The organism is Paraburkholderia sp. SOS3, assembly GCF_001922345.1.
Taxonomy (GTDB): Bacteria; Pseudomonadota; Gammaproteobacteria; order Burkholderiales; family Burkholderiaceae; genus Paraburkholderia.
Genome location: NZ_CP018812.1, coordinates 984,730 through 1,002,425, shown reverse-complemented (window position 1 = coordinate 1,002,425; position 17,696 = coordinate 984,730). Strand labels below are relative to the sequence as shown.

General features: G+C 61.6%; 15 protein-coding genes. 5 read left to right on the top strand and 10 right to left on the bottom strand.

Annotation, left to right across the window (positions count from 1 at the left end):
* Window positions 1-44 precede the first annotated feature (44 nt).
* Both BTO02_RS24465 and BTO02_RS24460 read right to left on the bottom strand, forming a co-directional pair.
* Window positions 45-1,310 (bottom strand): hypothetical protein, encoded by a 1,266-nt coding sequence (locus tag BTO02_RS24465; RefSeq protein ID WP_156883970.1) that lies wholly within the window; start codon window positions 1,308-1,310, stop codon window positions 45-47.
* A 122-nt stretch (window positions 1,311-1,432) separates the two neighbouring features.
* Entirely contained in the window at window positions 1,433-2,857 is a 1,425-nt protein-coding gene (locus tag BTO02_RS24460) for a sigma-54 dependent transcriptional regulator (protein WP_075159776.1), read from the bottom strand.
* 180 nt (window positions 2,858-3,037) lie between these two features.
* Between BTO02_RS24460 and BTO02_RS24455 the strand changes: the two genes are divergently transcribed.
* Window positions 3,038-3,853 carry a Crp/Fnr family transcriptional regulator gene (locus tag BTO02_RS24455; protein ID WP_156883969.1) on the top strand — a complete coding sequence of 272 codons (816 nt, stop codon included), beginning with the start codon at window positions 3,038-3,040 and terminating at the stop codon, window positions 3,851-3,853.
* On the opposite strand, the gene BTO02_RS24450 is transcribed toward BTO02_RS24455, so the two are convergent.
* The 4 genes from BTO02_RS24450 to pgaA are packed head-to-tail and all read right to left on the bottom strand — an operon-like array spanning window position 3,789 to window position 10,049.
* Window positions 3,789-4,415 (bottom strand): Biofilm PGA synthesis auxiliary protein PgaD, encoded by a 627-nt coding sequence (locus BTO02_RS24450; RefSeq protein ID WP_156883968.1) that lies wholly within the window; start codon window positions 4,413-4,415, stop codon window positions 3,789-3,791. The genes BTO02_RS24455 and BTO02_RS24450 overlap by 65 nt on opposite strands.
* On the bottom strand, window positions 4,408-5,664 hold the full coding sequence (gene pgaC, locus BTO02_RS24445; protein ID WP_075159773.1) for a poly-beta-1,6-N-acetyl-D-glucosamine synthase: 1,257 nt from the start codon (window positions 5,662-5,664) through the stop codon (window positions 4,408-4,410). Before pgaC ends, BTO02_RS24450 begins: the two co-directional genes overlap by 8 nt.
* Entirely contained in the window at window positions 5,661-7,742 is a 2,082-nt protein-coding gene (gene pgaB / locus BTO02_RS24440) for a poly-beta-1,6-N-acetyl-D-glucosamine N-deacetylase PgaB (protein WP_075159772.1), read from the bottom strand. The genes pgaC and pgaB overlap by 4 nt, the downstream gene beginning before the upstream one ends.
* Before the next feature lie 24 nt (window positions 7,743-7,766).
* Entirely contained in the window at window positions 7,767-10,049 is a 2,283-nt protein-coding gene (gene pgaA, locus BTO02_RS24435; RefSeq protein WP_232243660.1) for a poly-beta-1,6 N-acetyl-D-glucosamine export porin PgaA, read from the bottom strand.
* A gap of 657 nt (window positions 10,050-10,706) precedes the next feature.
* Between pgaA and BTO02_RS24430 the strand changes: the two genes are divergently transcribed.
* From BTO02_RS24430 to grxC, 4 genes are all read left to right on the top strand, one after another.
* Entirely contained in the window at window positions 10,707-11,219 is a 513-nt protein-coding gene (locus tag BTO02_RS24430) for a hypothetical protein (RefSeq protein WP_232243659.1), read from the top strand.
* A gap of 186 nt (window positions 11,220-11,405) precedes the next feature.
* Window positions 11,406-12,053, top strand: coding sequence for a hypothetical protein (locus BTO02_RS24425; protein ID WP_156883967.1), 648 nt, complete (start codon window positions 11,406-11,408; stop codon window positions 12,051-12,053).
* Window positions 12,054-12,238: 185 nt separating this feature from the next.
* Entirely contained in the window at window positions 12,239-13,246 is a 1,008-nt protein-coding gene (locus BTO02_RS24420; RefSeq protein WP_075159770.1) for a cupin domain-containing protein, read from the top strand.
* A 188-nt stretch (window positions 13,247-13,434) separates the two neighbouring features.
* On the top strand, window positions 13,435-13,701 hold the full coding sequence (gene grxC / locus BTO02_RS24415; protein ID WP_075161337.1) for a glutaredoxin 3: 267 nt from the start codon (window positions 13,435-13,437) through the stop codon (window positions 13,699-13,701).
* Window positions 13,702-13,728: 27 nt separating this feature from the next.
* Here grxC and BTO02_RS24410 read toward each other — a convergent pair whose 3' ends face one another.
* The 4 genes from BTO02_RS24410 to BTO02_RS24395 all read right to left on the bottom strand — a co-directional run bounded on the left by BTO02_RS24410 (window position 13,729) and on the right by BTO02_RS24395 (window position 17,695).
* Window positions 13,729-14,793, bottom strand: coding sequence for a S1C family serine protease (locus tag BTO02_RS24410; protein WP_075159769.1), 1,065 nt, complete (start codon window positions 14,791-14,793; stop codon window positions 13,729-13,731).
* 95 nt (window positions 14,794-14,888) lie between these two features.
* The gene (gene folE / locus BTO02_RS24405) at window positions 14,889-15,536 is read right to left on the bottom strand and encodes a GTP cyclohydrolase I FolE (RefSeq protein WP_075159768.1); all 648 of its coding nucleotides are present in this window, start codon (window positions 15,534-15,536) and stop codon (window positions 14,889-14,891) included.
* Between the two features lie 135 nt (window positions 15,537-15,671).
* On the bottom strand, window positions 15,672-16,700 hold the full coding sequence (locus BTO02_RS24400; protein ID WP_075161336.1) for an ABC transporter ATP-binding protein: 1,029 nt from the start codon (window positions 16,698-16,700) through the stop codon (window positions 15,672-15,674).
* Window positions 16,700-17,695 carry an ABC transporter ATP-binding protein gene (locus tag BTO02_RS24395; protein ID WP_075159767.1) on the bottom strand — a complete coding sequence of 332 codons (996 nt, stop codon included), beginning with the start codon at window positions 17,693-17,695 and terminating at the stop codon, window positions 16,700-16,702. Before BTO02_RS24395 ends, BTO02_RS24400 begins: the two co-directional genes overlap by 1 nt.
* Window position 17,696 lies beyond the last annotated feature (1 nt).

Below are 17,696 nucleotides of genomic sequence, written 5' to 3'. Positions count from 1 at the left end.
TGAATGGCATTGCTCACTCCCTTACCCACAAGAACCTTGAACGGTCATTGCGCGGCACGCACGACACAACGGTCGGCCGGTCCCGCCGCGATTTGTTTCTGCGTGCTGAAATCCGCCTCGCGCAGGCCGTCCGGGGACAGCGATACGAAATGCACCGAATCGCCGCTTGCAATGCTGGTCACACCTGTATTGCCCCATGCAAACGGCGCGCGCTGCGTGCCGCGCAGCGTGATGCGATCCCCGTCGACTCCAAGCGTCATCAACCGGCCATCCTGCGTAGGCACGAAGACCGTGCTGCCCTCCACCGCCACGCTGCTTTCACGCACGAGCGCGGGCAGACAGTCGAGTTCGGCGGTACGGCGCCCTTTACTGTCGACGAGAAACGCCACGGCGCGGCCGCTATCGAGTGTCGCGAGCACCACAAACCGGTCGACCGCCGGTATGTAGGCGGCCGCATAGACGTAGTACTGCACGCGGAACGGATCGACGCTGTCTTCCGTGCGCGTCAGCTTGCCGGTGCGTGGATCGAGCACCGCGTATTGCAGCGACGCGATTGTGCTGCCCGGTATGTACTTCTGCCAGACGAGTAGCGCCTGGGTAGGCGAACCCGCGACCACCGGCCACCATTCGCGCACATGTGCCGCGACGTTGACGTGCCGCAACAGGCGGCCGCGCCCGTCGTAGACATTCGCGTAGACGCCGCCGCCGGTGCCGAGATTGTCGACGCCGCCGCCGTTCACCCAGTCAGCCGAATAGAACACGACGAACCGGTCGCCAACCGCGGCCACATGCCCCGAATGTCCGCCCGACTCGACGTCTTTAGGGTAAGGCTTGATCGGCTTGAGATCTTTCGAATAGACGCCATAACGCTGGCTCACGTTGCGCGGCGCGTTCCAGCCGTCTTCGAACGTGATGAAGATCGTGCCCTTCGTGTTTTGCGCAACCGATACCGGCTCCTGTGCTTCCGGCCGCTTGATGAAAGTGCGCGTATTAGTCAAATGAGAATCGCCGGGATTCCATTGCGCGACATAGACGTCGTGCGGCCAGTTGCCGTCGCGATTCGCGCCGCGAGGCGGCAAGCCCGAACTGCTGAAGAACACCCAGGTCTTGCCGTCACCCGCATCGGCCTGGCCGATACCGTGCATGAAGCTGCGCTCGTCGCGCACGCCGGGCGCGGGTACTGCCATCACCGCTCCGACCGGCGCGATAAGCGAATTCGATGCGGCCGCAACGACCGGCTTCACCGTCGCCTTTGCGTCGGGCGTCGCAGTCGCAGGCGCAGGCGCAGGCGCAACTGCAGTGGTAGCCACGCGCGCTTGAGCGATTCCCGCCGTAGCCACATGCAAGGCCACCGTCAAAAAGCCAATGCCTGTTAGTGCTTTTAGAATCGCGCGCATGACATGCGCGACAAAAATATGCTTTTCGATAGGTCTCACTTGCGCCGCTCCAAAAGGTCCGGCGGCATAAGGCCTGCGATATCCTGCAGCCCATGCCGCATTCTGAGTCGATAAAGCGTGATGCGTGATATGTCGAGTTCCTCTGCCACCTCGTTTGACCGGTTACCGTGGGCGAGCAGCGCGGAGAGCAAACAGTTGCGTTCCGCTTCGTCGCGCGCATCGGCAAGCGTCAACGCGCGTCGCGCGGGAGGCTCCACGAGACCCAGATCGACCGCGCGAATGTAGGCGCCGTCCGCCATCACGATCGCGCGTCTGATCCGGTTCGCGAGTTCCCTCACGTTGCCAGGCCAATCGTGCAGCAGCATGGCGCGCAAAGCGGATGGAGTAAAGCCGTGAATCCGTGACTTTCGTTCGCCCGCGTACAGACCCAGTAAATGAAACGCGAGCAAATGTATATCGGTGCTTCGTTCGCGCAATGGCGGCACATCGATACGCAATACGCAAAGTCTGTGATAGAGATCGAAGCGGAAGGACTGGCTGCTAACCGCGGATTCGAGATCGACATGCGTGGCCGAGATGATGCGCACGTCGAGCGGGATCGAGACATCGCTGCCAAGCCGTTGAATCGTGCCGTCCTGAGCGAAGCGCAACAGGCTCGCCTGACACTCGAGCGGCAGATCGCCGATCTCGTCGAGGAAGAGCGTGCCGCCGTTGGCTGCCTCGACATGGCCGATCTTGCGGCGCTCGGCATTGGTAAACGCGCCGCGCTCGTGGCCGAACAGTTCGCTTTGCACGAGCGTGGGAGGGATGGCGCAGCAGTTGATCGCGATGAAAGGGCCATTCGCGCGCGACGATGCGTCATGTACCGCGCGCGCGGTCAGCTCCTTGCCGCTGCCCGATTCGCCGGCGATGAAGAGCGGGGCCTGCGTGTAGGCAACTTTCTGTATTTCACGTTGCATCGCCAGCATCGGTTCGCTGCGCCCGACCATGGCTTGATCGCCCGACAGCGAAGGCGTGTGAGGAACGCCCCGCACAAGCGACGCAAGGCGCAATGCGCGCCGCAATGCAGACTCGACGACATCGAACGCATATGGCAAAGACACGTAATCGAGGCAGTAGCACCCGATCAACTCACGCGTTGCGGCACGCCGCAGCTGGTTCGTTGTGACGGCCGCGATCCAGTGCACCTGCGGTGCGCAGAGGCAGTGCTCGACGATACTGCTTAGGGAACCGAACTGCACACCCGAACGCGCGCCGGATTGCACGCTCGCGTGCTCGTCGCCGAGTTCGAGCAGCCCGACACTCGGCGCCGCCGCGTGCCGCAGCGTTCGCTCGAGTTCATGCGCGCTGCCGACGAGGCCGACCGACCATCCCGCTTCGCGCAGACGCTCGCACAGGCTCGGGTCATGTGCGGCCGACGCATACACGAGCGAGGGCGCAACACGGTTGCTTTTCGGCACGACCTTATCCTCCTCAAGGATGCGTTCCTTCGCAGATCGGCGAAAGAATGCGTTCGGTTCGCATCGAGCTGTCTGCGCGCACAATCATGCCTATGCGCAGCGCGGCCAAACGTACGATGAAATTTCGTTCCGCCGCCGCGTATTCGCCGCGCGCGCTCAACATCTCACGAGCAAAGCATCATGAATCGAGACAAGCTGCTTGCCCCTGCCCAGATGAAGCATGCGTCCGAACCCCTCGTGTCCGGCCTGTCGACAACGTCCGGCATGCGCTTCGGCGACTACGACAGCGTGCTCACGCAACTGTCGCGCCGCCTGCATCTGCTCGAACGCGTCGACGACTTCGTCTGCATCGACCTGCACGCAGGCCAGGTGGTGTGCGACTGCAACGAAGTCTTTCATCACGTCTATTTCCCGCTCACGGCGCGCCTTGCGCACGAATGCACCCTCGACGACGGCCGGTCGATCGAACTCGTCACGATCGGGCGCAGCGGCTTTGCGGGCTGGCCCATCGTCACGCACACCGGGTCCATGCCGTTTCGCACGATCGTCACGGCGTCGGGCACGGCGTTTCGCTGCAGCGAGGCGTCGCTGCTCGCGTGCCTGAAAGAAGAGCCGTGGGTCGAAGCACGCATGCTGCACTACGTGGAACTGGTGTTCGCCGAAATGTCCCAGATGGCCGCCTGTACCCGGCTGCATTCGATCGAGCAGCAGGTTGCATGCCGTCTGCTCACGCTCGCGGACAGCTGCAGCGCCCTACGTATCGAGACGTCGGCCGTGACGCTTTCGCGTGCGCTCGGCGTAACCGCGCGCTCGGTGCGCTCCGCGCTGCACGCGATGGGCATGGCCGGCGTACTAAGCCACGATCGTCACGGCGTGCTGATCCAGCAGCGCGCAGCACTCGAGCAGCGCTCCTGCGAGTGCTATCGCGTACTCAAAGCTCTGTATCGGTCATCGGACGACTCCCCATCACATAGCGAACCCGGATCGGCATATTGACCGGCATATGCGGTCCTTCGCGCGCGCTGTCGTACCAGCGCAATTGCGACGGGTCCGCGCCGATCGGTACATCGGCCGGCCCTTCGTCGTCCCCCTCCACTTCAGGTTCCGACATGGCGCGCAACGCCGCGATAAACCCGTTAGCATCGTGCGACGCGATAAAGACCCGCGCGACTGCGCCGCGGCATTTGAGCGAAGCGGCCGCGAATGGCCCCGGCTCTACGGTCAGACCGGCGGTGCGCCGCAACAGCCGCTGCATGCGCGAACGCGATGCGAACGGGTGAGCGACGCGCGACACGATCATCCACACCACCAGTGCCGCCGCAATCGTCCCGATCGCTGCCATATAAGACAGCAATTGATCGAGCGGCAGTTCGTTCTCGTTGAACGGCATCAGATAACGATACGTATAGACGCCGATCGCAGCCCACAACGACCCTACCGTTGCGGGACGAATGAGGCGGAACCACATGACCTGCAGTAGACCTAGCTTGACTCCTTTATCCGCGATGATCTGTTGAGGGGTGCGCAGCGACAGGTCGATGACTGGGGCGTTATTCATGCTGGATTCCTCGGTCTGGGCTTGTCCATACCGCACGCTTGCCGCGACGGCGCAGGACGATGGAAGGCAAAGCAACGACGGTGGTGATCATATTGATCAGCCAGAAAGCAAGCGGGTACCACACGGTGTCCATGAAATAGAACAGAAGCTTTTCGTCGTACTGGCGATCGATCATGCAGCCGATGATCAACTGCAGCACGCAGGTCGCGACGAGCAACATGCCATGCCAGTGCGGCAGCAGCGAAATGTGCCAGTCGGCGGGCAACGGCACGAGCATGTTGACGATGCCGAGCAGCATGACGAAGGTCATCGAATATGCCCACGCGATACCGAGCAGATATTCGAGGAAGAGCGGCCACATCATGACCATCGAAGGCTTCGCGATTTGCGGCGCGTACTTGAGCAGTACCTGGATGCCGCCTTTGGCCCAGCGCAGGCGCTGACGATAGAGACCTCTAAGCGTCTCCGGCATCAGAATCCAGCTCAATGCGTGCGGCTCGTACGCGACACGCCAGTCTCGCGTCTGCAGTTTCCAGCTGATGTCGATGTCCTCGGTCAGCATGTCCGAGCTCCAGTAGCCGACATCGGCCAGCGCGCTCTTGCGGAACATCGTGATCACGCCGGACACCGTAAAGATGCGTCCGTAGACCTGCTGCGTGCGCTTGATCAACCCGACAATCGACGAAAACTCGCCGACCTGCATGCGCCCGAGCAGCGACGTCCGCGTACGAATGCGCGGATTGCCGGTGACGGCACCGACATTCGGGTCCGAGATGAAGTGCTCGAGCATCCATTCAATCGCGTCGCGGCCCAGCAAAGAATCGCCGTCGATGCACATCAGATATGGCGCATCGCTAACCGTCGCCGCCGTCGTCAGGCCGATCGCCTTCCCTTCGTTTTTCGAATGATGAATCACCGTCAGGCGTGGAATCTCCTTCGCGAGTTCGTTGAGGATCGCGCCGGTTCCGTCCTTGCTGCCGTCGTTCACCGCAATGATGTCGTAGTTCGCGTAGCCGAGATTCGCGAGGTGATAGATCACGCGCCTGACGTTCGACTCCTCGTTGAAGCACGGCACGATCACCGACACTTTCGGCATGCCGGCTGCAACCAGCGCCCGATGCGAGCGCGCACGTCCTTTCTCCAGCGCCAGGTAGTGAACCAGACCTCCTATCATCCAGAAATACGACATGAAAAACGGGTAGAAAAAAATAAAATCCTGCAGACGGCTGATTAGTTGGTGCGTCATCAGCGGGTCACTCCTTTAGCCTGTTGCGCCTGAAGGAGCGCATTGATCGAAGTCGGATCGAGCCGCGCGCGCAGCGACATGACGTCGATCATCGTTTCCATCTGCGGCGTATTCGTCGCGAAACGGTCCGGGTAATAGCCGAAATTCACGACGCCGCGCTGGCGCAAATAACGCATTTCGTCGAGCAGCTTCGGAGTCGGGATCTCCGCGCCCGATTGCGGGTCGATCACGGGCAGTTGGTACACGGTCTGCCGCAGGGCGTTCGGTGTCGCAAAGGTGACGTTCGCGAGCGCGTCGAGCCGGCCGTTGATGGTGCCGTAGCGTTCGCCGTCCGGCATTGCGAGCAATGCGACGAAGTCGTATGCGCGCAGGAACGCTTCGTAGTTCTGCGAATAGCGCGCCTGCCCGTTCAGGTCGAGCAGCACGTCCGCATAGAGATCGCGCGAGGTCAGCACGTCGCCGCCGTTCTGACTGTCGAGCACGATCTTTTCGAGCTCCGTGGAAAAGTCGATGAGTTCTTTTGTCTTTGCCTGGGTCCAACGTTTCATGAGGTCCGGATTTGCGCGGATCGTCGCGATATCGGCCGGCAGACCCCATTGTTGAAACGTTTGCGCGGCGTGGCGGCCTGCGTCCTCGAAATCGTCTAGCATCGCATCCGCGCCGAACAGCAGACCGGTGAAAGCGGTGTACTTGCCGAGGTCCGCGTAGATGTCGCGAATCATGGCGCGAGCGGCCGGATCGAACGGGCTCAACCGTTCGATCTTCGCGCCGCGCCGGCCAGCGGGTGCCCCGGCGGCGGCCGTCACGAGTTCGATTTTGCCCGCCTGTTGCGCCGGCACACGGAACGCCATCAGCGGCATCCATGCGTATACCTGCACGTTTGCGCGCGTAATCAACTGCCAGGCGGTGCGCGAGAACAGATCGGCACGCATCGGCAAATGGCGATTCGGGAAGTACAGCGCCTGCGCGACACCCGTGTTGCCCGGATCCGAATACGCCTTCAGATAAACCGAGCTCGGCCGCATCCGGTAGATCCGTTCGATCAGCTGACCCAACTTGTTCTCGCCGCCGTCAGGCTCGTAAATATCGTCGAGATTCACGCGCACGACACGTTCCACGGGGTTGATCTGACCGCGATTGGTTGCCGGCTCGCGCATGGAACGCTCGAACCCGCCGACGTCGACGTCATACGTCATCAGAATGCGGCGCAAACGGTCCAAGGGCACGTCGGGCGTGTTCGGTCCTGCTTCGAGGCTGAATTGCGTATGCATGCCGAGCGACGCGGAAATTTTGCGTACCGACTGATTCTCGGCGCCGTAAGGCCAGACCATCGAGCGTACCGAAACGCCCGCATGATCGTGCAGGCGACGCAGGCATCCGGCCAGGTCGTTTTGCACGCGCGCCTCGAACTCCTCATCGGTTTCGTAGCGCTTCTGATCCTGCAAATACAGGTGCGACGTCGCCGCCGGCAGTTCATTGCCCTGCGGGTTGGCGATCGCGCCGTGGTGCAGATCGTGTGTATGCGAAGCGACTTCAACGAGTGGCGACTTCGACAGCTTTTCGACCTCGTCCCATGACATGAACGTGTCCCGTGGCACTTCGAGCTTCGCGGAAAGGCGAATGTTCGTATTCGGCGGCGTATCCGTCCACGATGTCACGATGCCCATCACCGCAGGAAAGCCGAAACGCTCCAGCAGCGGCAATACTTTCGTGTAATGGCTGCGGAAGCCGTCGTCGAAGGTCAGCATCACTGCACGTGTCGGCAACGGCTTGCCGCCGGAACGGGACGCTTCGACATCCTTTACTGTAATCGGATGGTAGCCATTGTTCTGAAGCCACGAAAATATCGACGTCAATGTGCCCGTATCCACCGCGAACGGGTCGATCATGTTCTGCGAGTTGAACGAAGACAGCAGGTTGTCGCGAACATCATGAAAACAGATCACCCTGAAAGTCTTGCCGTCGGCCGGATCCGAGGGCGGAAGAAGGTCAATCAGTTTGGCTGGTACCAGCCTGGGAAATATTGAACAGCCTGCTATCGCTCCGAGACAACCACAAATAAAACGTCTGCGCGACTGCATTGTCGAACCCCCACTAGAAAGACGTTAGAACGGTACGGTGACCAATGCGTATGCGGTTTCTGACAGTTCCTGTTCTCCGTCATAGGCATGGCGGCCAACGCCGATGCCATAGGTCAAGGTGATGTCGTGGCTAAATGTCCACGCATGTTCGATGCGCGCGGCCCAAAAGCCGCTCGTGCCGAATCCCCTCTGGTTATAGGCGCCTCCCGAGATGTAAAAACGTTGCAGCAATGAACGCTCCCCGCTTCTCCACACAGACCATTGATGCACGATTCCAAGCTCGCCGGAATAATCGCGCGACGGGCTGAAGTAAGGCGTATTGGTGAGCGTGTTGCTGCTCGTGCCGATACGCAGCGTCCCATTGATCTGCTGATTCGGCAGCGTCCAGAGGCGCTGCGATCCACCGGCCGATATCTCCTGGTGGAAGTTCTCGTCGCTGTAGCGGCCAACCGTATAGCCGATATCCGCGGTACGCCGGTCGCCGTCGGTGTAGCTGAATCCGACCTGTCCCGTACGCCCAAAGATATGACTGACATAAGCCTTCGACGGCAATTCGTTCGAATCGCTATCGAAGTTGGCGGTCGCCTTGAAGAAGTCGTTGAACGCATATTCGACTTCTCCGTTGCCCCCCGTTCGTCCATCGGGGCCGGTCGAGCGCGACACTTCGGCCTGCACGGTCAGCGGTCCCTGACGGAAATCGCCGCCGACACCATTGCGGATACGTTGCAGCCTGCCCAGGTCCGTTAGCGCCCACAGATAGTAGTTGTGAGCGAAGATACGCCAGAAATCGTAGATCGGCGGTGAATAGACGTACGTATCTGCACCGAATTCTTCATCGGCAATCGCAGCCGCACCGTGCTCGGCGTTCAACGTCGTTGAAAACGTCGGTGCACGCCACGCGTTGTAATCGCGCTTGAAGTTTCTGACCGAGCCGTTCTCAGGAAACGTATCGTCGAAGGCAGCGTTGATCTGCGTTGCGTTCCGATAGTCGCCGGTATTGAGCGACGTACGGCCGAGGCCTGCCAAGGCCTCGATGTTGTCCGGATGATCGTTGAGGGCGGCAACGTACATATCTTTCGCAAGACGGTTGCGGCCCTTGCCGAGTTCCGCGTCGGCCTCGGCGTTACGCACTTCCGCGCTAAACGGCACTTGCTGCTTGAGACGGTCGAGTTCAGCGAGGCCTGCATCTGTCTGACCAACATAAATCAGATACTGCCCACGCAACCGATTGAGCCTCAGGTAATCGTCATTGGCAAGGTCCCAAGGTCTTACCTGGTTGGGCGGCGGCAACGAAGCGGCGATGTCGTCGAGTACTTTTCCGGCCTGGACGTATTTGTTCTGATCCGTGTACGCGTAGAACAACCCCTCGCGCAAATCGATCGGGCGTGTGCGCGTTCCATATTGATAGCCGCGCGTGGCCGGATCCGCGCTTGCCGCGGTCTCCTGTTGAATGGCTTTGAGATACGCGACTTCCGCCTTGGCTGGTTCATTCAGGTAGCTATACGCCTCGCCTGCCGAGGCAAGCGTTTCGACCGATACAGGCTGATTCGCCGGAATCGACTCATATGACGATATGGCCTTTTCCATCTCGCCTCGGCCTGCATAGGCCACAGTACGATCGCCCGCGAGCGCATACCGTATCTGCTGATACTCAGGCGTATTCGGCAGACTTGCGTCGAGCTTGTCCGCGGCCTTGAGCGCCGTGTCGATTCCATCGAATCGATCGGGGCTCGTCATGGCGCGCGCCTTATCGCGACCGCCTCGAACCTGCTGACGAATAGAAAGTTCTTCAAGCTGTGCAATATCTACTGGCGTGAAGATATCGGGCCGCGCTTTGGCCTCCTCAAGCGCTTGAATCGCACCGCCTCCCGTAGCAAGTCCGAATACTTCCGTGCGCAACGCGCTTGCGGCTTGCGGCCCGCCTGTATTGGCGGAAGGAGGCGTCGTTACGGGCGCTGGTGGAGACGCTGGCGCAGGCGCTTGGGCAGCGGGCTCCTGTTGGCCCGAAGTGCTGGGAGCGGAATCTGGCTCCATCGGTTGTTGCGATTTCGGCTCGGACATTTGTTCAGGCGGTTGCTGAGCTTGCTGAACCGATTGCGCGACTGTCGACGTGTGCGTAATGGCCTGCGCTTCCGCGACGTCGTTAGGTTCGCGTGCGCCTCCATTCTCCGCTTCCACTGCGGAACACATCGACGATAGGAACAAGAGCATAACGGGCGCACACGTCGCTAGCGAAATGCAGTTTGCCGGATGAGACCGCTTCGGCTGAGCAAGCACTGCATAAAGACGCTTTTTTTGAGCGTTCACAGTATGTCCTTAACGTTAAGTGCATTGTTCTAAAGGACTGCTTCTTGAAGGAGTCGAGACCGTGCACGTTAAGCGACATCTGTGCCATTGCGTAACCATCACGCGATGCGCGAGACGAAATGGGATTGGCAGTCATTTCGCGATGCTTGCGTTTCATTTGCGATACAACCCCGAGCAAGGCGATCTGACTTGGCGATCAATGGTCCCGCATGTAAATGCCTTGATACGGACGATTCGGAAGCAGCGCACAGACTCGCTTATGTCGAGCATGTTAGTGACGATCGTCCTGTGAGGTAGAGCGCACGCTACGGCGAGCGTTCTGCTGCCAAAGGCCGACAAACGTACTATCTTTGACGCGCTTGAACATCGCAGACCGCGTCGCTGCCGGCGAGCTCCTCTGTGCTTTATCAGACGTGTCGAAGATGTTTCATTTTTGATTCATGGTTGTGTCCAGATGTCGAAGCGTCCGCGCAAATCGTTTCATCGGCGCAAAGCGGAAACCTTTAGTTACAACGAAATATGATGAGCGGTTTCCCGTTCCATAAAGATAATATGCATCACTTATCATCGAGCCGAACTGTTTTGCTGACGCTTTTCGATTGCATTCTGTAGTCCCTGTTCGTTATGCTTTCCTTTCCACGATCCCAGGAGGTCGTCATGCACGTTGTCATAAATACAAGTAAAGACCAAGGTTCAACGGCGGCGAGACGGGTTTACTCGCTAGCCATCATTGCTTTTGCGTTATGCGGCTCATCTATTGCAGTCGCGCAGGATGCGCCCGCGCCTGCTGTGTCGATGCCAAACGCGTCCACTAGCGCAGCGGCTTCGCCGGAAGCGGGTAGCGCATCGGGCTCGAACTCCGAAGCACAAGAAATGCTGTACTACGTGTGCGGGCAGGCAGGCTTTGAAAAAACCGTTACTTCGCCTGATCCGAGGCATCCATTCAACCTCGGCATCACGTTCGTTGCGCAACAGAACGGCGCACCGCTGTCGGACGTAGCAGTTCGCCTGCGACGGCATGGCAGGGTGCTGATGGATTTCGTCGCGGGCGGGCCACGCTGCCTGTTCTCGGTGCCGTCGGCGAGCTATCGTATTGAAGGCACCTACCATGGTGAAATGAAGTTCGAAATTGTCGAAACAGGAACGTTTGATACGCAGATCAAGTGGTAATTCGCGCCCTGTGCACCGATGGTGTCGTTTGTGCGCCGCCGCCGTCGCACAGGGAATTCCGCCTCTCGTTTACAGGTCGTACGCGCATCGGTACACAAGAAGAAGAAGCAACTGCGTTGTCCCGGCGTAGCCGGGACATACTGCCACCGTTGCCGCCGTGATGCGCTAGCCTGCCGGAGCAACATCGTGAGTACCGACAGACTTTCTTCAGACACGCCGACATTAGGCAATGTGCAAGCCGGACCCAATGCCGCAACGGCTGCCACTGCGGCGAGCGCACCGGCATCGCAGCAGAAAGCGGCCTTACGCTGGATGTCGTGGGGACCGGGCAGCAGCGCGGCACTCAGTATCGTGTGCTTCGTCGTGATTCTCGGAGCTGTCATCGGTTTCCAGCATACCGGCCCCAAACAAGCCGATCGCGACGATGCCGCGCAGCAAACCGCCGCGCGTGAGATGCGCGAACCGCATGCAGGCAGCGGCAACGACGCGGCGGCGAGCAGCGCGCCGGCCGTCGCAACGCGGAGCGCCGCAATGCCCACCGCCACCATCGATGCATCGTTGGCTCGTGCGCGCGCGTGCGCGGCTTCATCGCAATGGAGTTGCGTGCTTGACGCCGCAAGTGGCGTGCTCGCCATCCAGGAAGGCAATACGGAGGCTCAGTCATTGCTGCAGCGAGCCATCGTCAAGGGCGGTTGGGCTACCGAAACATCGTCGATCACGCATGAAACGGCCAATGCAGCAAGCGCCGCGGCAGTACCCGCGTCGCGATCCCATGCGCGGCGACACTGGCACACTGCGGCACACCGCGGCAAACCGTCGGATAGCGACGACTAGTCGCCTCACTCGTAGCCTTGCGCGCAGCGCCCTTGCTGCGCGCCGTCATCCGTTCCAGTAGAATCGGACCACGTTGCCCATCGCCGCGTTTTGACCCGCTGCCCCGCGTACAGCACCTCGGGCGCAGCGTCCGCGGCATTGCGTGCATACTCCCGAACCACTACAACAGAACAGACGCGGCGCCTATGGATTTGTTAAGCCGTCTTCTTTCGCTGATGCCAGTCAGCGGCCGGCTCGAAATACGCTGCCACTTCGGCGCACCGTGGGCCATCGAGGAAGAAACCGCCGGCATGCGCGAGATTCCGTATCACGTGCTGCTTTCAGGCACGGCAATCGTCGAGGACGGCAATGGGCCGCCCGAGCGCATCAGCGCCGGCGATATCGTGCTGTTTCCCACGGGCAGCGCGCATCGCATTCATGACGGCAGCGGCAAATCGCCGAAGCCGGCCATCGAAAGACGAAACGAATCGCTGCTGATCGTCGAGAGCGGAGACCCGGACGTGACCGCGGATCTGCTATGCGGACGTTTTCTGGTCGGCGCAGTGCCGGACCGTCTGCTGCGCGATCATTTGCCTGGACGGCTCATCGTCCATAGCACACCGCAACATGCAGGCGCGCAAGGCGATGCGAATCCGGGCGGAGCGTCACCCACCGCCGGCACGCGACTAACAAGGCTCATCGAGCTCATGCGCGAAGAAGCCACGGACCAAGGCCCGGGCAGCGAGACGCTCGTCAACCATCTGTCGGCCGCGCTATTCGGCCTCACACTGCGTTTCGCCACCGAAGCATCGGCGCCGCCGCACGGACTGCTCGCGCTCGCAGGCCGGCCGCGCCTGCAGCCGGCGATTATCGCGATGTTTGACAAACCTGGCGAACCGTGGACGCTCGATCAGTTCGCCGCGCTCTGCAATATGTCGCGCGCGACTTTCGTGCGGCAGTTCCAGGAAGCGATCGGCCGCTCGGCAACCGACGTGCTGACCGAAGTCCGCATGACGGTCGCGGGACGTCTGCTGATGCAGACGACCCGGCCCGTGGCGGAAATCGGCGAGACAGTCGGCTATCAATCGGACGCCGCATTCCAGCGTATCTTCAAGCGACACACGGGCATTACGCCTGCACGTTGGCGCACATCGGGCGGCAATGCGCAGGCGAAACAGGACGATGAAGCGCAGATGGACAGCGCCGAGTCGTGATGGCGGGTCATGATCGCGGCGCCGATACGACGCGGCCGAGCGCATTGATCCGATCGAGCATGCAAATGAGCCGTTACGCGGTTCACGCGAATACAGCGCGCGCCTAAAGTGAAGTCAAGCCGTCACCCACGTGACGGCATCCACTCACTCGCGGGAACGCGCGCTTGCTCGACCGGATGATGAACGCCATGAACTCGATCACGATTTACACGCGGCCAGACTGCGAATACTGCACGGCGGCCAAAGCACTTTTGAAACGCAAAGGCGTGCGCCTTCACGAAATCAGCGTAGCCGGCACGCACGGGTCGACGGTTGCGTTATGGCAACGCGACGTGCACCGCACGGTGCCTCAGATCTATATCGGCGCGTATCACGTCGGCGGCTACGACGATTTGCAGGCGCTCGACGCATCGGGCCGCCTCGATACGCTGCTCGACCGCGAAGCGGCACTGTGATGGCCCCTCCATCCGCACCGCAATGCGTCAGCCCGTTTGCTCGACCGGCGTCACGGTCAGCTCGAGCCGCTGTGCGCCGCGCAATACCGTCATGCTTACCGCGCGGTCGATCCGCGAGGCGTCGAGTACTCGCTGCAGCGTGTCGACCCCATCCACGGGCAACGCATCGATCGACACGATCCTGTCATCGGTCCGAAGGCCCGCCAACGCGGCGGGGCTGCTCTTGACGACTTCCATCACATGCACCGCGCTGTCGGACGTCAAACCGAAATAGCGCTGCATGCGGCGCGGCAGCGCGACCGTCGTGCCGGCCACGCCGATATAAGCGCGTCGCACGCGGCCGTGCGCGAAGATCTGCATGATTACCCACTTCGCGGTATCGATCGCGGTCGAAAAGCAAATCGCCTGCGCGCCTGGAATGATCGCGGTGTTCACGCCGATCACCTGCCCCGCCGAATTGATCAGCGGACCACCTGAATTGCCGGGATTTAATGCGGCGTCGGTTTGAATCACGTCGTAAATCATCCGCCCCGAATTCGCACGCAAAGAGCGGCCGAGCGCGGAGACCACGCCAGTCGTGACAGTCTGCTCGAGCCCAAGCGGATTACCGACGGCAATCGCAATCTGACCCACGCGCAGCTTGCCGGAATCGCCAAGTTCGACGTGCGGCAACGGTTCGGCCGAGCCGATGCGCAGCACCGCGAGATCGGTGTGCGGATCGTCGCCGACGAGATCGGCGTCGAACTGCGACCCATCGGCTAGCGTCACGTGAATACGCGCCGCGCCGTGCACGACGTGGCTGTTCGTGAGCAGATAGCCGTCCGGCGTAAACAGAAAACCCGAGCCGGTGCCGGCGCGCGCCGTGCGGCCATCGGGCAGACGCCGGTCGACGGCGATAAATACCACGGCCGGGCGCACGCGGTCGAGCGCGCCGATCACCGTGCGCGAGTAGGCGTCGAGTAACGCATCGTCCAACGAGGCGGAAAGAATCGTCGAGGCCGGCTCGGGGCCGGCTGATCGATGGATGGCCGGTTCAAGCCCGGCCTCGGGCGCGCCCGACAGATCGTCGATAAAACGGGGACGGCTTCCCATGGCATGGCTCCAGATAAATGGGTTCGCACATGCAGGGCCTCTCGGCTGTTTTTCAAGGGTCGAGCACGGCGATGCCGCGCGACCAGGCAGGCACGCTACGCCCCGGGTGCGCCGATCGTCCGCAGAAATTCAGCGCGCGCAGCGCTATCGCTAGCAAATTCGCCTGCAAACGACTGCGTCACGACCCGCTCCTCCCCGCGCCGCACTTCGCCGATTAATTGACACAGCTGTTCAGCTTCGATGACACAGGCCGCGCCGCGCGCATGGCCATGCGTGACCAGCGCATTTGCAATCGCATCGGTTGCCCACTCCTGGTAGACGAGCCGGTGACACACCGCATCGACGAGCCGCGTCAGGCCGCCAAAGCCATAAAGGCGCCCGCCCGGCAGATACGCGATATGCGCAACGCCGCGAAACGGCAGCAGATGATGCGGACACATGCCATGCACGGTAATGCTGCGCATGATCACGACATCGCGGCGCGCATCGGCAAAACCGGCGCCGAATGCATCGACAGGCTCGACATCGTAGCCATCGAGCAAACGCTGCTGCCACAGCGTGCGCACGGTCTGCGCGGACATGCGCACGTGTTCGCTTTCCATGTCGACGCCCGCTGCCGTCAGCAACGCCGTCACGGCCTTCTCGAACGCGGGTGCATCGAATGGCTTCACGCGCGCAATGCCGGCCGTGGGCCGTTCGCGAGGCGAGTCGTCGCGAACGTACTGATATCCGGGGTAGGCCATTGATCGTTCCTCGCGCAGAATCAGGCGGACGTTGCTGCCAGGAAATTCATAAGCGATAACAGGCTTGCTACGCGGATATTCCTTTACGGCACCGACAAGCGAAATCGGCGCAATATGGCGTGCAACGATGCGAAGCTAGGCCTCGTCCACGCGAATGCAGGCAACTTTGCCAGGGCGGGGTGGCCACGCACGCGCAGCGGGCACTTCCCTGGCACACGCATCGGTCGACCGCGGACAGCGCGTGCGAAACACGCAACCGGATGGCGGATCGAGCGGAGACGGAATTTCGCCACGCAGCAGCGCCTGGCCGCGTGCCCGTTCGACAGCGGGGTCCGGCGTCGGCACCGCGGATAACAGCGCGCGGGTGTAAGGGTGCATCGGCGCGCCGTAAACCGACTCTTTCGTACTGAACTCCATCACGCGCCCGAGGTACATCACGAGCACGCGATGGCTGATCGCCTTGACCACCGCGAGATCGTGCGCAACGAACAATAACGATAGCGAAAGCTCCCGCTGCAGATCGCGCAGCAGATTGACGATCTGCGCCTGGATCGACACGTCCAGCGCCGATACCGGCTCGTCGCAAATCACGAGCCGCGGCTCGCCGATCAGTGCCCGCGCAATACCAACCCGTTGGCATTGCCCACCCGAAAACTCATGCGGATAGCGCTGCAAATGGTACGCGTTGAGGCCGACGCGTTCGAGCATCGCCTGCACGCGCGCGCGCAATTCGGCGCGGCCGATATCGGGACGCTGCGTTTTCAGCGGTTCAGCGACGATCTGTTCGATCGTCATGCGCGGGTCGAGCGATGCGAGCGGATCCTGGAAGATCATCTGCACCTCGCGCCGCAACGGGGCGATCTCGCGCCGCGCGCCGAATACGGTCTCCTCGCCGCGCCAGCGAACGCTGCCGCCCGTGACCGGCACGAGGCCGATCAGCGCGCGCGCGAGCGTCGATTTCCCGCAGCCCGATTCGCCGACGAGGCCGACCGTCTCGCCGCGCCTGACGTCGAACGTCACGCGTTCCACCGCGTGCACTGTCTCCCGCTTCGACCACGGCAGCGCGCGGCGGCCCGCTCGCGCGACACTGAAATGGACCGTCAGATCTTCGACGGACAGCAACGGTACGTCGCTATCTTCGAACTCCGCCTGATGACGACGCATCATGCCTGCACTCCCATCCGTAAGCCCTCGATTTCAGCGACCGTTCTGTGGCACGCGCGCCATCCGCGTTCGAACGTCACCAATTCCGGTCGTTCGGTGCGGCACACCTCGCCCGCATGTGGACAGCGCGGCGCAAACGCACAGCCGACGCCGGCCAGGCCCGGCAGCGGCGGGTTGCCGGGAATCGTGCGCAGCGGGGCGTCGCCTTCATCGGTCAAACGCGGCAATGCGTCGAGCAGTCCCACCGTGTACGGATGACTCGGACGCTCGAACAATGCGCGCGCGCTCGCGTGCTCGACGGTGCGGCCCGCATACATCACCATGACGTCGTCGCAAAGGCCCGCCACCACGCCCATGTCGTGCGTGATCAGGACAATCGCGGTGCCGCGCTCCCGATTGAGCTCGCGCAGCAATTCGATAATCTGCGCCTGCACGGTCACGTCGAGCGCCGTGGTCGGCTCATCGGCAATCAGAATATCGGGCTCGCACAGCAACGCCATCGCGATCATCACGCGCTGGCGCATTCCGCCGGAGAACTCGTGCGGATACATGCCGATGCGGCGTGCCGCATCGGGAATGCGTACGCGCTCGAGCGCTTCGATTGCAAGACCGCGCGCCTTGCGTCGCGACATCTGCCGATGCAGTTGCAATGCCTCGGTCATCTGCCGCTCGACGGTCAGAAACGGATTGAGCGACGTCATCGGGTCCTGGAAAATCATCGCGATGCGATCGCCGCGAATGCGGTTCAGATCACGCGCATTCAGGTTCAACAGGTTCTGCCCGCGAAACGACGCCTCACCCGATACCGCGCCGTTCGACGCGATCAGGCCAAGCAGTGCCATCACCGTCTGGCTCTTGCCCGACCCCGATTCGCCGACGATGCCGAGCGTGCGGCCGCTTTCCAGCGAAAACGACACATCCTGCACCGCATCGACCGGCGCGCCGTCGTGACGCCCAAAGCGCACGCCAAGGTTCCTCACTTCCAGCAACGCCATG

What these genes read in the sequence shown, in the direction of transcription:
- BTO02_RS24455 (WP_156883969.1), top strand. Translation starts at nt 3,038, where the DNA reads ATGAATCGAGACAAGCTGCTTGCCCCTGCCCAGATGAAGCATGCGTCC.
- BTO02_RS24450 (WP_156883968.1), bottom strand. Translation starts at nt 4,415, where the DNA reads ATGAATAACGCCCCAGTCATCGACCTGTCGCTGCGCACCCCTCAACAG.
- pgaB (WP_075159772.1), bottom strand. Translation starts at nt 7,742, where the DNA reads ATGCAGTCGCGCAGACGTTTTATTTGTGGTTGTCTCGGAGCGATAGCA.
- BTO02_RS24430 (WP_232243659.1), top strand. Translation starts at nt 10,707, where the DNA reads ATGCACGTTGTCATAAATACAAGTAAAGACCAAGGTTCAACGGCGGCG.
- BTO02_RS24420 (WP_075159770.1), top strand. Translation starts at nt 12,239, where the DNA reads ATGGATTTGTTAAGCCGTCTTCTTTCGCTGATGCCAGTCAGCGGCCGG.
- grxC (WP_075161337.1), top strand. Translation starts at nt 13,435, where the DNA reads ATGAACTCGATCACGATTTACACGCGGCCAGACTGCGAATACTGCACG.
- BTO02_RS24410 (WP_075159769.1), bottom strand. Translation starts at nt 14,793, where the DNA reads ATGGGAAGCCGTCCCCGTTTTATCGACGATCTGTCGGGCGCGCCCGAG.
- folE (WP_075159768.1), bottom strand. Translation starts at nt 15,536, where the DNA reads ATGGCCTACCCCGGATATCAGTACGTTCGCGACGACTCGCCTCGCGAA.
- BTO02_RS24400 (WP_075161336.1), bottom strand. Translation starts at nt 16,700, where the DNA reads ATGCGTCGTCATCAGGCGGAGTTCGAAGATAGCGACGTACCGTTGCTG.
- BTO02_RS24395 (WP_075159767.1), bottom strand. Translation starts at nt 17,695, where the DNA reads ATGGCGTTGCTGGAAGTGAGGAACCTTGGCGTGCGCTTTGGGCGTCAC.